16 protein-coding genes are annotated in these 12,887 nt (G+C 57.8%); 15 read left to right on the top strand and 1 reads right to left on the bottom strand.

The genetic code is table 11. The annotated features are described in order from the left end of the window. The first annotated feature begins 30 nt into the window (after positions 1–30). The 9 genes from ADN00_RS11525 (at position 31) to ADN00_RS20150 (ending at position 5,955) form a co-directional block, all read left to right on the top strand. Positions 31–492, top strand: a complete 462-nt coding sequence (locus ADN00_RS11525; protein ID WP_236691508.1) for a rhodanese-like domain-containing protein — start codon at positions 31–33, stop codon at positions 490–492. A gap of 123 nt (positions 493–615) precedes the next feature. Beyond that, complete coding sequence (locus ADN00_RS11520; RefSeq protein ID WP_075063140.1) at positions 616–912, top strand: hypothetical protein; 297 nt, start codon at positions 616–618, stop codon at positions 910–912. A 191-nt stretch (positions 913–1,103) separates the two neighbouring features. After that, positions 1,104–1,706, top strand: coding sequence for a TetR/AcrR family transcriptional regulator (locus ADN00_RS11515; RefSeq protein ID WP_075063139.1), 603 nt, complete (start codon positions 1,104–1,106; stop codon positions 1,704–1,706). A 135-nt stretch (positions 1,707–1,841) separates the two neighbouring features. Beyond that, positions 1,842–2,696: an ABC transporter ATP-binding protein gene (locus tag ADN00_RS11510; protein ID WP_075063138.1), complete on the top strand. Its 855-nt coding sequence runs from the start codon at positions 1,842–1,844 to the stop codon at positions 2,694–2,696. After that, positions 2,693–3,400 (top strand): fluoroquinolone export ABC transporter permease subunit, encoded by a 708-nt coding sequence (locus ADN00_RS11505; protein WP_075063137.1) that lies wholly within the window; start codon positions 2,693–2,695, stop codon positions 3,398–3,400. Before ADN00_RS11510 ends, ADN00_RS11505 begins: the two co-directional genes overlap by 4 nt. Then, complete coding sequence (locus ADN00_RS11500) at positions 3,397–4,137, top strand: hypothetical protein (protein ID WP_075063136.1); 741 nt, start codon at positions 3,397–3,399, stop codon at positions 4,135–4,137. The genes ADN00_RS11505 and ADN00_RS11500 overlap by 4 nt, the downstream gene beginning before the upstream one ends. A gap of 104 nt (positions 4,138–4,241) precedes the next feature. Beyond that, a complete protein-coding gene (locus ADN00_RS11495) occupies positions 4,242–4,934 on the top strand; it encodes a lysoplasmalogenase (RefSeq protein ID WP_075063135.1) in 693 nt (230 codons plus the stop codon). 76 nt (positions 4,935–5,010) lie between these two features. Further along, positions 5,011–5,412 (top strand): LapA family protein, encoded by a 402-nt coding sequence (locus ADN00_RS11490; RefSeq protein ID WP_082390087.1) that lies wholly within the window; start codon positions 5,011–5,013, stop codon positions 5,410–5,412. Between the two features lie 6 nt (positions 5,413–5,418). Further along, positions 5,419–5,955 (top strand): HD domain-containing protein, encoded by a 537-nt coding sequence (locus ADN00_RS20150; RefSeq protein WP_075063133.1) that lies wholly within the window; start codon positions 5,419–5,421, stop codon positions 5,953–5,955. 67 nt (positions 5,956–6,022) lie between these two features. Here ADN00_RS20150 and ADN00_RS11480 read toward each other — a convergent pair whose 3' ends face one another. Further along, positions 6,023–7,096: a M23 family metallopeptidase gene (locus ADN00_RS11480; RefSeq protein ID WP_075063132.1), complete on the bottom strand. Its 1,074-nt coding sequence runs from the start codon at positions 7,094–7,096 to the stop codon at positions 6,023–6,025. A gap of 187 nt (positions 7,097–7,283) precedes the next feature. Here ADN00_RS11480 and ADN00_RS11475 point away from each other — a divergent pair, with 187 nt between their 5' ends. From ADN00_RS11475 to ADN00_RS11450, 6 genes are all read left to right on the top strand, one after another. Continuing rightward, entirely contained in the window at positions 7,284–7,691 is a 408-nt protein-coding gene (locus tag ADN00_RS11475; RefSeq protein WP_075063131.1) for a bacteriohemerythrin, read from the top strand. 142 nt (positions 7,692–7,833) lie between these two features. Then, on the top strand, positions 7,834–8,793 hold the full coding sequence (locus tag ADN00_RS11470; protein WP_075063130.1) for a sugar-binding transcriptional regulator: 960 nt from the start codon (positions 7,834–7,836) through the stop codon (positions 8,791–8,793). A 220-nt stretch (positions 8,794–9,013) separates the two neighbouring features. After that, positions 9,014–9,997, top strand: a complete 984-nt coding sequence (locus ADN00_RS11465; protein WP_075063129.1) for a thiamine pyrophosphate-dependent dehydrogenase E1 component subunit alpha — start codon at positions 9,014–9,016, stop codon at positions 9,995–9,997. Beyond that, on the top strand, positions 9,990–10,976 hold the full coding sequence (locus ADN00_RS11460) for an alpha-ketoacid dehydrogenase subunit beta (protein ID WP_075063128.1): 987 nt from the start codon (positions 9,990–9,992) through the stop codon (positions 10,974–10,976). Before ADN00_RS11465 ends, ADN00_RS11460 begins: the two co-directional genes overlap by 8 nt. Positions 10,977–10,986: 10 nt before the next feature. Continuing rightward, positions 10,987–12,300: a 2-oxo acid dehydrogenase subunit E2 gene (locus ADN00_RS11455; protein WP_075063127.1), complete on the top strand. Its 1,314-nt coding sequence runs from the start codon at positions 10,987–10,989 to the stop codon at positions 12,298–12,300. Then, a complete protein-coding gene (locus tag ADN00_RS11450) occupies positions 12,297–12,761 on the top strand; it encodes a PTS sugar transporter subunit IIA (protein ID WP_075063126.1) in 465 nt (154 codons plus the stop codon). Before ADN00_RS11455 ends, ADN00_RS11450 begins: the two co-directional genes overlap by 4 nt. Positions 12,762–12,887 lie beyond the last annotated feature (126 nt).

Here is a 12,887-nt window from a genome sequence, read left to right as displayed (position 1 = left end):
AGCCGGCTGGCCGGTGAATACAGGTGAAACATGAAGAAAACAAGCAAACCAAAGAAACAGCAAGGCTCCATCTGGTTATGGGGCGGGGTCGTTTTGGCGCTGGGGTTGGCGGCCGCCTTCTTGTTTGGCAGCATGAATCAGAGCCCGTCCGCGGTTGTGGACGCGGCAGCCGGAGACCTGCCGCTGGAAGTCAGCGTGGCGCAGGCCGCCGACCTGCGCGAGCAAGGCGTGTTGATGCTGGATGTGCGCGAGCCGGAGGAATGGCGCGAGGCGCATATCCCCGGGGCAACACTGATTCCGCTGGGGCAACTGGCCGGGCGGGTGGATGAATTGCCCAAAGATCAGTCGATTGTGGTGGTTTGCCGCTCTGGCAACCGCAGCGCGGTGGGGCGCGATATTCTGCTGGAAGCCGGGTTTGAGCAGGTAACCAGCATGGCCGGCGGCATGAACGACTGGAAAGCGGCGGGCTACGAAACCGCCAGCGGCGACTGACGATCGTTTTCACATATGTGAATGTTTTGCAATTCTGTCCAAAAAAGACTGGAAATTGCGAAAAGATTTCTGTACAATACAGGTACACAGATGTACATAATCTGATGCGCTCTGGAGGTCTGGATGGCGAAAATTCAAGAGGTTCGAAACATTGAAGGCAAGTCGGCCAACGATTGTTACAACGCCGGCCTGAAGGCGTACCCGGCAGCTGGCTTCACGGTCTGGAAGGAACGCTCGCTGGCCTGGCTGCTGATGGCCAAAAAGAAGGATAAAGGCGTGGATGTAGACAGCAACCTTTCCGCGCGGCCCACCAGTCCGGCTCAGGTTACGTTAGGGCTCAGCTCTGACGCGCACAGTGAAGAAGAACTTTCTGCCATGGCAGAGCAAATTTTTGCAGCCCTCCAGCAGGCGCTGGGATAATATTAGAAATTATTGGCTTCTCTCCAACTTTATTGGTATCTGATCCATCGCTCCTAGCAGTAAAACACCCACTGAAAAGCCGCCCGGTTGGGCGGCTTTTCAGTTAACCCGCGCCTGGCTTGACAGGTAGAAACATCCCGATTATTATATGACTATAAAAATATTCTGGTCATAAGTACACAGGAGAAAACGTGCCCCGAGGATTCAGCGACGAAGAAAAGACCCGCATCCGCGCCCGCCTGTTGGAGAAGGGCCGCGGTTTGTTTGAGCAATACGGCCTGAAAAAAACCAATGTGGAAGATCTGACGCGCGCGGCGGGAATCTCCAAAGGGGCTTTTTACCACTTTTACGAGTCCAAAGAGGAACTGTTCTTTGAGATTCTGGACCGGGTGGAGGAAGAGTTTCACCAGAGGGTGTTTACCGCCGCGGTGGACGAAACCCTCCCGGCGCGTGAAGGCCTCATCCGTTTTTTGCGAACGGTGTTTGAGCAATTGGCACACTATCCGCTGCTGTACTCGGTGGGCAAGGATGAGTATGAGTCTCTGCTGCGCAAACTGCCGCGCGAGAAAGCCGAGGCGCACGTCCGCGGTGACGCGCTGGCCCTGGAGCAGGTGATGAGCCGCTTCCGGCAGACCGGCCGGCTACGCGAGATTGACCCGCAGTTGTTCGCCAACCTGGGCGTGTCGCTTTACCTGCTGTGGATGCACCGCGATGACATGGTCTTCAGCCGCTTTGAGGAAACCCTGGATGCCTGGATCGAGATGCTGGCCGGTTACCTGGTGCTTGACGATTAAACCGGGCGGCCTGAAGAAGAGAAAGGTGTTGGTTATGAAGTGAATACCCGGCGCTGACGCGCTTACCCAAGATTTTTTGTGTCGCCGGTTGCGGCGGCTTTTTTCTTGCCATTTGACGATACGGAGAACAACGACATGATTCGCGTTGAAAATTTGAGCTATTCTTATGCTTCCACCAACCATCCGGCGCTGGAGGGATTGTCTTTCACGGTGAAAGAAGGGGAGATTTTTGGGTTTTTAGGCCCCAGCGGAGCGGGGAAATCGACCACGCAAAAAGTGCTGATCGGTCTGCTGCGCGATTATCAGGGCAGCACGCAGGTGATGGGCCGCGAGTTGAGCGCCTGGGGGGCAGATTATTACGAGCAGATTGGGGTGTCTTTTGAGTTCCCCAATCACTTTCTCAAGTTGACGGCAGTGGAAAATCTGACCTACTTCAGCCGCCTGTACCAGACCGTGCGCTACACGCCGCGCGAGCTGCTGGCGCTGGTGGGCCTGGAGCCGGATGGAGAGCTGCTGGTTTCGCAGTATTCCAAGGGGATGAAGAACCGCCTGAGTGTGGCGCGCGCCCTGCTGCATAATCCGCGCATCCTCTTTCTGGATGAGCCAACCTCGGGGTTGGACCCGCTCAACGCGCGCGGGATTAAAGATTTAATCCTGGCGCAGAAATCGCAGGGGAAGACCATTTTTCTGACCACGCATGATATGACCATCGCGGATGAGCTGTGCGACCGGGTGGCGCTGATTGTGGACGGCCGGATCCGCATGGTTGGCGCGCCGCGCGACCTGAAACTGCAGCACGGCCGCGCCAGCGTGCGGGTGGGCTATGTGAATGGGGGCGGGCAGGCGCAGCGCGAGTTTGAGCTGGCGGGTTTGGCAGAGAACGAGGATTTTTTGAAGCTGCTGCGCAGCGAAAATGTGCAAACCCTGCACAGTCAGGAAGCCAGCCTGGAAGACGTGTTTATTGAAGTTACCGGTAGGAGGCTGCAATGAAACGCCTGCTGGCCACGCTGCGTGCGGACGTGATTCTGCAGTACCGCAACGGTTTTTATTACGCGGTTTTGTTTGTGGCTGCGCTGTGGGTGGGGCTGCTCAGCCAGGTGCGCGGGCTCGATTTTGGGGTGATTCTGCCCTTGATGGTGCTGATGAATTTGATACTGGGCACGTTTTATTTTATGGCGGCCATGCTGCTGCTGGAGAAAGGTGAAGGCACGCTGGAAGCGCAGGTGGTCTCTCCGCTGCGGGCGGGCGAATACCTGGGGTCGAAGGTCATTAGCCTGGCGGCGCTGTCGCTGGCTGAGAATCTGGCGATTGTCGTGGTGCTGCGCGGTCTGCGCTTTCATCCGCTGCCGCTGGTGCTGGGGTTGCTGCTGGCCGCGGCCATGTATACCCTGTTGGGTTTTCTTACCGCGGCGCGTTACGACTCAATTAACAGCTATTTCATCCCCAGCATTGGCTGGCTGCTGCTGCTCTGCCTGCCGGTTCTCCGCCCGCTGGGTATTTTCGATCACTGGCTGATGTATTTGCACCCGCTGCAGGCCCCGCTGACGTTGATGCAAGCGGCGTTGGAGCCGCTGGCGGCGTGGCAGTGGCTGTATGGGGCCGGGTACGCGCTGCTCTGGCTGGGGCTGGTTGTCTGGTGGAGCCGCAAAGCGTTTGTCCGCTTTGTGGTGATCAAAGAAGGAGTGAAGGCATGAACAGCGCGCAGATTTTTCGCACGTTTGGGCCGGTGGACGCGCGCATGGTGTGGCGCGATTCGCTGCTGCGCAGTTCCTTATTCTTGCCCGTGGTGATGGGCCTGGCGATGCGGGTGGTGGTCCCGCCTTTTGTGGAAACCATCAGCCGGTTGATCAGCTTTGACTTGCAGCCGTACGCTCCAATGACTCTGACCTATCTGATGCTGATGATGATGCCCAGTTTTGCCGGAATGCTGGTGGGTATGCTGTTGCTCGATCAGCGCGATGACCGCACTTTGACGGCGCTGCAGGTAACGCCCCTGTCGTTGAAAGGCTACCTGATGTACCGGCTGGCCGTCCCCACGCTGCTGGGGTTTGTGATGACCCTGATTGCCGTGCCGCTCTCTGGCCTGATGACCTTCTCGGTGAGCGCGCTGCTGGCGGCAGCGCTGCTGGCCGCTCCGCTGGCGCCAGTTTTCGCGCTGGTTTTCGCGGGGCTGGCGGCCAATAAAGTGCAAGGGCTGGCGGTGATGAAGACGGTGGGGGGAATTGTCGAATTGCCGATCATTGGCTTCTTTCTGCCGGAGCGATGGCAGCCGCTGTTTGGGGTGATTCCGACCTACTGGCCGGCCAAGGTGTTCACCCTGCTACAAAACGGAGAGGCAGGCGCCTGGCTGTACGCGCTGGTGGGTGTGGCTTACCAGATTTTGCTGATCTGGCTGCTGGCGCGGCGCTTTCATCATCAGATGACGCATTGATCCAGTGGCGCGGAGAGATTTTTTACTCTCCGCGCCGCTATTCGCTTTAATCTTACCCGCGAGTCTATAATCATAGAAGAAACGATCATGGCAGGAGGAACGCGATGGCATGGCTGCTGGCATTGTGCGGACTCAGCGCGGGATTGAACTGGTGGGCAGTAGACCGGCGGCAGCGCCGCTGGGTGCTGGTCACCAAACCGGCGATGATGTTGTTTTTAATTGCCTGGACGGGCGGGTTCGCGCTGGAGCGCGGTGTGGCGGGCGAGTTGGCCTGGCTGCTGGCCGGGTTGGGGTTGTCTCTGGCCGGGGATGTGCTGCTGATGGGCAATGGCCTGGGATTTTTTAAGGCGGGCCTGCTGGCTTTTTTGCTGGCGCATATCGCCTATATCGCTCATTTCTGGCCGTTGGTGCCGGCGATGGCCTGGCCGGCGGCACTGGTGCTGGTTGGGCTGCTGGCGGTATTCGGTTGGCGCTTTGGCGCGCGCGTGCACCGCGGCCTGCTGGAAACCGGGCGGCTGCGCCTGTTCCGCGCGGTGGCGGCCTACACGCTGGTGATTTCGGTGATGGTGCTGTCTGCGGCGCTGCGCTGGCTGGACGCGCAGTGGCCGCCGCTGGCAGCTGGCGGCGCGCTGCTGGGCGCGCTGTTGTTCTTCACCTCAGATGTGCTCAACGCGCGGCGGCGGTTTATTGCTCATTTCGCGCATGAAGAACTGTGGGTGATGAGCACGTATCACCTGGGGCAGATTCTGCTGGCGGTCTCGGCGGTGATCAAAATTTCTCAGGGCGGGGTTGGTTAACGTGGGTGATGCCCGCGAAGGATTTGATGTGTAGAATAGAGAAAAGAAATTTTCTAATCATGGAGGATAGGAGGCAATGATGGTTCCGATTCTGCTGGTTCTGGCCCTCATCATCGCGATTTTTGCGGTGATTTTCGCGCTGCAAAATACCGCAATGGTAACGGTTACTTTTCTGTTATGGACGTTTGAGCAGTCGCTGGCGCTGGTGTTGCTGCTTTCGCTGGCGGCAGGGGTGGTGGTGGGGTTGTTTACCCTGCTGCCGACCACCTTCCGCCAGAAATTCAGTCTCTCTAGCCAGCGCAAAAAGCTGGACGCGCTGGAAAAAACCCTGGCAGAAATGAAGGCCAAAGAAGAGGCGCGCCTGGCAGCCGAAGCGGAAAAGGCAAAGGCAGCCTCCCAGCCTTCCACGCTGCCTGCCGGCGCGGTTACCACCGCGAGCGGGAACGGCGGCCCGGCAGTGCCCCCGGCCGGGGTGTGAGGCCGTATGGCAGAAGAGGCGATATCCGAGGTCATCAACGCGGCGCTGTTGGAACGGCTGCGGCAGGCTTACCCCCTCAACTGGGATGGGACGCATGGGTTTTCGCATTGGCGGCGAGTGCGGGAGATTGGCCTGCGGCTGGCCGAAGAAACTCGCGCCAACCCGAAGGTGGTGGAACTTTTCGCCTTTACGCATGATATTCAGCGTTTGAATGACCATCGCGATCCGCAGCACGGGCCGCGCGCCAGCCAGTTTATTCGCGAGCATTTAGTGGAGATGCTGGATCTTAACTCACAGGAGGTGGCGCTGCTTTGCCAGGCCTGTGAGCAGCACACCCAGGGGCTGACCGAGGCCGACCCCACCGTACAGACCTGCTGGGACGCTGACCGCCTGGACTTAATGCGGGTGGGAATTTACCCCGACCCGAACCTGCTCTGTACAGCGGCGGCGCGCCAGCCAGAGATGATTGCGTGGGCGGTAAGCCTCAGTATGGAAAGCCAGGGGTATGGCGAAGGCTGCCCGGACAGGCGGCTGGAGAACTGAAACCGGGATGGAGAAAGAGAACAGCCAGGCGCACCGCCTGGCTGTTTTTGGGTTTGGGTATGTTCGATTACGGCAGGAAATTCCAGGGGTTGACGTAGCCGCCGTTGTAGCGGATTTCAAAGTGCAGGTGCGGACCGGAGGAATTGCCGGTGCTGCCTAACCCGCCAATCACGTCTCCCTGGTACACGCTTTGCGCGCAAGCCACTCCAACCGTGTTGAGGTGGGCGTACAGCGTCTGGAAGCCGTTACCATGATCGATGACCACCATATTGCCGTAGCCATAATCGTTCCAACCGGCGTAGACCACCACGCCCGCGTCCACGGCGTAGATGGCGTTGCCCAGGCTGCCGCCAAAGTCCAATGCGTTGTGATTGGTCTCGGGGCTGTATTCAAAGCCGCTCACTTCGTGACTGACGGTGGGGTAGATAAAGGTGCCGTTGCCCACCGCGCCGGTCATCACCTCGCCGCAGAAACCGGGACCGAGATGGCGGGCCACGGCCGGGTTGGTGCGCGAGATTTCGGGCGCGCTCCAAGAGATCAGCTCGCGCTCGCCGCCAGGCACAAACAGTTCGGTGCCGGGAGCAATGTTGGGGTTGGCATAATCGCCGATGGTTTCCATGGAAAGGCCGTTGCCAGGGTAGTTGATGATGTCTTCAGGGGTTACTTTGTAGTACTTGGCCACCCCATTCAGACCTTCGCCTTCCGTCCAGCGGTGCAGCACGCCGTCTTCGGGCATGATGTTGATTTCAATGCCGGGAGACAAGGCGTGGACGTTATCGCCAAGGATGTACAGGTTGCCCCAAAAGATCGTCTCTGGGCGCAGTCCGAACTTTTCGGCGATGCCAAAAACGGTGTCGCCTTGTTGAACCACATATTTGCGAATCTGGTCGCGTGGGGCTTGCGGCAGGTCGGTATGCAGCCGGATTTCGCGGCTCAAATCGGCATTGATCTGGCTTTCGGAAGGCAGATTATAGTAAGGAATCGGATACTCTTGCGCGGGGAGCGGAGTGGGCAAGGGGGCGCTTTCGATGGGACTGGCCGAAGCCGAGCGGTAGGTGTCAAAACCAATCACCCCGATAAGCAGCAGACTGGTTACTGCCAGTACGTTGAGAACGGTTTGCGTTACTTTTTCAATTTTCATAATCAGATGATTCACCGGCAGGCCGGTGAGGAATATGTGTTGGTCAATCAGCCGATTCGGCTTAATCTTTAACTGGATTTGCCGATATACCCAATGTGTCGAAAGTATACCAGATTTCTCAAGTCTGTGCCCGACGATCCCTATACGCCGGGCCGCATCGATTCCAAACAAAAAGGAGAATTAAAAAATGCCAATTATGAAGTGGATGGATGAGTATTCTGTTCAGGTGGCTGAGTTGGATCAGCAGCACCAGAAGCTGATCGAGCTGATCAATCTTTTGCACGATGAAATGCGCCAGGGAAAGGGACGCGAGAGCCTGGGTAGAATTCTGGATCAATTGATTGAGTATACCCGTGTCCACTTTACGACCGAAGAAGACTGGATGGCCAGGGCAGGTTACGCCGGGCTGGCTGCTCACCGCGAAGAGCACCGCGCGTTAACGCGTCAGGTGGAAGAGCTGCAAGACCAGCACCGCGCGGGCAGCCGCACATTAAGCCTGGAAGTGATGGTGTTTTTGAAAGACTGGTTGGTAAATCACATCCAGAAAACCGATCAAAAATATTCAGACGTGCTGAAGGAGTACCAGCGAAGGTAAGCAGGAGGGTGTGTTGGTGGAAAGGCAATCCGTAAAGACTGCTGTGTTTTCTGCAACTTTGTGACTCGCGTGAACAAATTCTAGCTTTTATGGGCTTTTTGTGCTAAATTCTAATTGACGCCAGAAAAAACGAGAAAAATCAATGGACACGCAACGGATTGAGTTATTAGCCCGAATCGCTGATCTTTACTATAACCAGAACCTGCGCCAGGAAGAAGTTGCCCGCCGCACCGGCTATTCGCGTTCAATGGTCTCGCGCTTGCTCACCGAGGCGCGCGAAGAGGGCGTGGTTGAGATCCGGGTGAATTTTCCGCTGGACCGCTGCGCTGACCTGGAGAAAGAACTGCGCGACCGCTTTCACCTGCAAGAAGCGCGGGTGCTGGCGCGCGGTTCTTTGAGTTATGAAGAAATGCTGCGGCAGGTGGGCGTTTTAGCCGCGCGCCTGGTAGAGAGTATGCTCAATGAAACGATCCACACGGTGGGCGTCTCGTGGGGAACGGCACTGTGGGAAACGGCCAACGCCATGCGCCCCACCGCTTACGCGGGGGTGCAGGTGGTGCAGGTGATTGGCGCTCTGGACGCGCCCAATGCCGAAATTGATGGGCCGGACCTGGCGCGCAAGTACGCGCGTCTGTTTGGCGGCCACTACCTCACCCTGCCGGTGCCGCTGGCGGTGCATAACCCCGAGGCGCGTGACGCGCTGCTGGCAGACGCGCGCGTGCGGCGCACATTGGATATGGCGAAAAACATGGATATGCTGCTGGCTGGGATGGGCTCGATGGAACCGGAAGCGTGCTCGATTTTGCGGGCGGGCTACCTGAGCCGCGAAGAGGTGTTAGGCCTGACGCAGTACGGGGTGGCCGGAGATGTGTGTGGGATTTTGTTTGACCGCTCAGGCAATTTGCTGGCCACCGACTTTGGCTTGCGGCGCGTGGGCCTTTCGGCTGAGGATATTATGCGCACGCCGATTAAGATTGGAATTGGGGGCGGCAAACCCAAGGCGCTGCCGCTGATGGGGGCCTGCCAGGCGGGGCTGATTAATGTTGCGGTGACAGATGAAGTGGCTGCCCTGGGCGCGCTGCGCGCAATGTCACAGGGCTAAAACAAAAGCGCGAGACGTTTGCGAATCGGGCGCGCCGGCCGGCGCGCCCTTAATATTTATTCAGACAATTCACGTATGTGAAAGTTGTTCACAAATGATGCAATTTAGATTAAATTATGCTAAAAATATTATGGACTGTGAACAAATGATTAAGAAGTAGACTCCAAATTTTCGATGTAACCGTCTTTACCGTGGAGTCATTCATCTTGCAGGAGGCAGAATGAAGTCTGACAAGAACGCCCCGTTGAAGTTGAGCGATTACCTGACCAAAGAGCAGGGTCTGGAATTGCTCAAGAAAATGCTGCTGACGCGAGCTTTCGAAGAAAACGCTGAAGAACAGTATGCCTTAGGAAAATTACATGGCACCATGCACCTGTCCATTGGGCAGGAGGCCATTGCCGCCGGTGTGGCCAGTGCCACAAAAAAAGGTGATTATCTGTTGAACACGCACCGTGGACACGGCCATTTTTTACAGTGGGGCGGTGACTTAAACGCCATGATGGCCGAGTTTATGGGCAAGGCCAACGGCATTTGCCGCGGGCGGGGTGGTTCCATGCACATCGCGGATGTTTCCATGAACAACCTGGGCGCGCAGGGAATTGTGGGCGGCAATATGCCCATTTCGGTAGGCGTTGGGTTGAGCATTCAACTGCGTGAAACCGACCAGGTGGTGGTGGCGCTGTTTGGCGATGGAGCGGCCAACGAAGGAGCGTTCCACGAATCTTTGAACCTGGCCGCGCTTTGGAAGCTGCCGGTGATTTATTTGTGTGAAAACAATCGCTACGCCATGTCCATGGCGTTTGACCGCGCGTTTACGATTGAAAAAATCTCAGACCGGGCCTGCGCCTACAATATCCCCGGCCACACGTTTGACGGCAACGATGTGCTGTCGGTGCACGCCGCGGTGAAAGAAGCCGCGCGCCGCGCGCGCGCCGGTGAAGGCCCCACGCTGCTGGAAGCAATTACCTACCGCTGGCGCGGCCATTCCAAGAGCGACCGCCAGGCCTATCGCACGCGCGATGAAGTAAAGGAATGGATGGAGAAGGATCCCATTCCGCGCTTTGCCAGTGTGCTGGGTGTGAGTGCGGAAGAACTGAAAGCGTTAGACCAGGAAGCCCGCGAGCGCATTCGCGCCGCGACAGAATACGCGGACAATAGCCCGGAACCCGACGTCAATACCATCATGGAGGGTGTGTATGCGTGAGATTACTTATGCCGAAGCCCTGCGCGAGGCCATGCGCCAGGCAATGCAAAAGGACCAGCGTGTCTTTTTGATGGGCGAAGATATTGGTGTGTACGGCGGCGCGTTTGGCGTGACTGCCGGTTTGGTGGAAGAATTTGGCGAGAAACGCGTGCGCGACACCCCCATTTCTGAGGCGGCCATTACCGGTGCTTGTGTGGGCGCGGCGCTGACCGGCATGCGGCCAATTGGTGAGATGCAGTTCAGCGATTTTGTGGTGCTGGCCATGGAGCAGTTGGTAATGCAGGCGGCCAAAATCCGCTTTATGTTTGGCGGTAAGGCCAGCGTGCCGATGATTATGCGCCTGGCCAGCGGTTCGGGCACGGGCGCGGCGGCGCAGCATTCGGAAAGCCTGGAGAACTGGTTTGTGCATACCCCCGGTCTGAAGGTGGTCATGCCTTCCACGCCGTACGACGCGAAAGGTTTGCTGCTGGCCGCGCTGGACGATGAGAACCCGGTGATTTTCATGGAGCATAAAGTGCTCTATCGCACGAAAGGGCCGGTGCCCGAAGAGATGTACCAGATTCCGCTGGGAAAATCTCATGTGGTGCGCGAGGGCAAGCACCTGACGGTAGTGGCGATGTCGATTATGGTCTCGCGCGCGCTGGAAGCGGCCGAGATTTTGGCCAAAGAGGGCATTGAGCTGGAAATTATCGATCCGCGGACGCTGAGTCCACTGGACGACGAGCCGATCATTCAGTCGGTGATGAAAACCGGCAAGGCGTTGGTGGTGCATGAAGCCGTTAAGACCGGCGGCTTTGGCGGCGAGGTGGTCTCACGCATTGTGGAAAGCAAGGCGTTTGGCTACCTGGACGCGCCGGTGCGCCGGCTGGCCGGACTGGATATTCCCATTCCGTATAACCGCACTCTTGAGCGCGCGGCGGTTCCGCAGGTGGAGAACATCGTCGCAGAAGCGCGCAAACTGGTGGAGTGGAAATACTAGGAGGCTGGCCGTGGCAAAAGAAGTGATCATGCCCAAATTCGGCTTTACCCAGGAAGACTCGCAAATTCTGGCCTGGTTGAAAAATGAAGGCGACCCGGTTGAAAAAGGCGATCCGATTGCCGAAGTATCCACCGACAAGGTCAGCATGGAAATTGAAGCCCCCGAAGATGGCATTCTCTCCGGCATTCTTTACCCGGTGGGGGCAGTGGTGCCGGTGACCCAGGTGGTCGCGTATATATTGCAACCGGGTGAGAACCTGCCCGCTGCAGCCAGCGCGCCCGTGGGGAAACCCGCGCCGGCAGCGGTGGTGCAAAAAGAAGAAAAACTGAGCGGCGCATCGCCGGTGGCGGCGCGCATGGCCAAAGAAGCAGGGGTAGACCTGAGCGGGGTGGAAGGCAGCGGCCCTGGCGGGCGCATCCTGAAACAGGATGTCGAATTCCTGTTAAGCCACCCGCAAGCGTCGGCTGGCAAAGTGAATGCCACACCCGCGGCGCGAAGCCTGGCGGCCCAGGCGAAGCTGGAATTGAACCAGGTGAGTGGCAGTGGTCCCGAAGGTCGCATTCAGGCAGCCGATGTGCGGCGCGCCAGCCAGGCGGGCCCCGCGGCGACTGCGCCAGCCGTTCCAGCGGCCGCACGGCGCACCATCCCCTTTACTGGTATGCGCCGGGCGATTGGGCTGAATTTGCAGGCCAGCTACCAGCAGATTCCGCATATTACCTTGCAGGTGGATGTGGATATGTCGGCCAGTGAGGCGCTGCGCGTCCAGGCCAACCAGATGCTGCCAGCCGGCAGCAAGGATAAGGTATCGCTCACGGCAGTCATCGCGCGCGCGGTGGTCTGGTCGCTGGCGCGCAACCCCATCCTGAACAGCCGCCTGGAAGAAGAGGAAATTGTGCTGCTGCCCGATGTGAACCTGGGTATTGCCGTGGCGTTGGATGAGGGTCTGCTGGTACCCGTGATTCAACAGGCGCAGGGGAAAGGCACCCTGCAACTGGCGGCCGAGCTGCGTGAGGTGACAGAACGAGCGCGAGGAGGCAAGCTGCGCCAGACCGATCTGCAAGACGGCACGTTCACTATTTCGAACCTGGGCATGTTTGGGATTGATCGGTTCGCGGCGATTATCAACCCGCCGCAGACTGCTATTCTGGCGGTTGGGCAGGTGCGCAAGCAGTTTGTGCCCGACGAGCATGGCCAGCCGGTTCTCCATTCTGTAATGACCGCGACACTCTCTGCCGATCACCGCGTGATTGATGGGGCAGACGCCGCGCGTTTTCTGGCCGATTTGCGCCAGGCACTTGAAAAACCAGAGGTAATGACATTATGAGTGAGACCATTGTACGTTTTTTGGAGCCGGAAGCCGTTGTTCTGGGACTGAAGGCAACCACAGCCCGTGAAGTAATTGATACCCTGGGCGGGAAGTTGATGCAAGCCGGGTATGTGCGGGAGAGCTTTGTGGAAGCCGCGCTGACGCGCGAGAACAGCCTGCCCACCGGTTTGCCGTTAGCTGGGGAGGTGAATGCGGCCATTCCGCACACAGATGTGGAACATGTGCTAAAACCGGGACTGGCATTAGCAACTTTAGCAGCCCCTGTGGTGTTTAAGAACATGATTAATCCTGAGGAAGATGTTCCGGTGAGCCTGGTTTTTGTGATGGCGCTGGACCAACCGAAGGCCCAGGTGGAAATGCTGCAAGAGATTGCCGGTCTTTTACAAAACGATGCGTTGGTGAGCCTTTTGATGCAGGCCAAGACCTACGAAGAAGTGAAGCAGGCGCTGTTGGGTTGAGTACCTGCGCTGGAGCGGCAGGCGTTTATTGGTTGACTTGAGACAAATAAAAATTAGAATTAAAGTAGCATTCAATTTCATTTGGGTTCGCGTTGGATCAAAAAACTAGACAAATCAGGAGAAAAG

This window comes from Ornatilinea apprima (assembly GCF_001306115.1).
Classification (GTDB): Bacteria; Chloroflexota; Anaerolineae; order Anaerolineales; family Anaerolineaceae; genus Ornatilinea; species Ornatilinea apprima.
Note: the sequence above shows the minus strand (reverse complement) of the source record. Positions and strands in the feature narration are given on the sequence as shown.

Bases quoted from the DNA above. Each gene is read 5' to 3' on its own strand.
- ADN00_RS11525 (WP_236691508.1), top strand. From the start codon at position 31: ATGAAGAAAACAAGCAAACCAAAGAAACAGCAAGGCTCCATCTGGTTA.
- ADN00_RS11520 (WP_075063140.1), top strand. From the start codon at position 616: ATGGCGAAAATTCAAGAGGTTCGAAACATTGAAGGCAAGTCGGCCAAC.
- ADN00_RS11510 (WP_075063138.1), top strand. From the start codon at position 1,842: ATGATTCGCGTTGAAAATTTGAGCTATTCTTATGCTTCCACCAACCAT.
- ADN00_RS11505 (WP_075063137.1), top strand. From the start codon at position 2,693: ATGAAACGCCTGCTGGCCACGCTGCGTGCGGACGTGATTCTGCAGTAC.
- ADN00_RS11500 (WP_075063136.1), top strand. From the start codon at position 3,397: ATGAACAGCGCGCAGATTTTTCGCACGTTTGGGCCGGTGGACGCGCGC.
- ADN00_RS11495 (WP_075063135.1), top strand. From the start codon at position 4,242: ATGGCATGGCTGCTGGCATTGTGCGGACTCAGCGCGGGATTGAACTGG.
- ADN00_RS11490 (WP_082390087.1), top strand. From the start codon at position 5,011: ATGATGGTTCCGATTCTGCTGGTTCTGGCCCTCATCATCGCGATTTTT.
- ADN00_RS20150 (WP_075063133.1), top strand. From the start codon at position 5,419: ATGGCAGAAGAGGCGATATCCGAGGTCATCAACGCGGCGCTGTTGGAA.
- ADN00_RS11480 (WP_075063132.1), bottom strand. From the start codon at position 7,096: ATGAAAATTGAAAAAGTAACGCAAACCGTTCTCAACGTACTGGCAGTA.
- ADN00_RS11475 (WP_075063131.1), top strand. From the start codon at position 7,284: ATGCCAATTATGAAGTGGATGGATGAGTATTCTGTTCAGGTGGCTGAG.
- ADN00_RS11470 (WP_075063130.1), top strand. From the start codon at position 7,834: ATGGACACGCAACGGATTGAGTTATTAGCCCGAATCGCTGATCTTTAC.
- ADN00_RS11465 (WP_075063129.1), top strand. From the start codon at position 9,014: ATGAAGTCTGACAAGAACGCCCCGTTGAAGTTGAGCGATTACCTGACC.
- ADN00_RS11460 (WP_075063128.1), top strand. From the start codon at position 9,990: ATGCGTGAGATTACTTATGCCGAAGCCCTGCGCGAGGCCATGCGCCAG.
- ADN00_RS11450 (WP_075063126.1), top strand. From the start codon at position 12,297: ATGAGTGAGACCATTGTACGTTTTTTGGAGCCGGAAGCCGTTGTTCTG.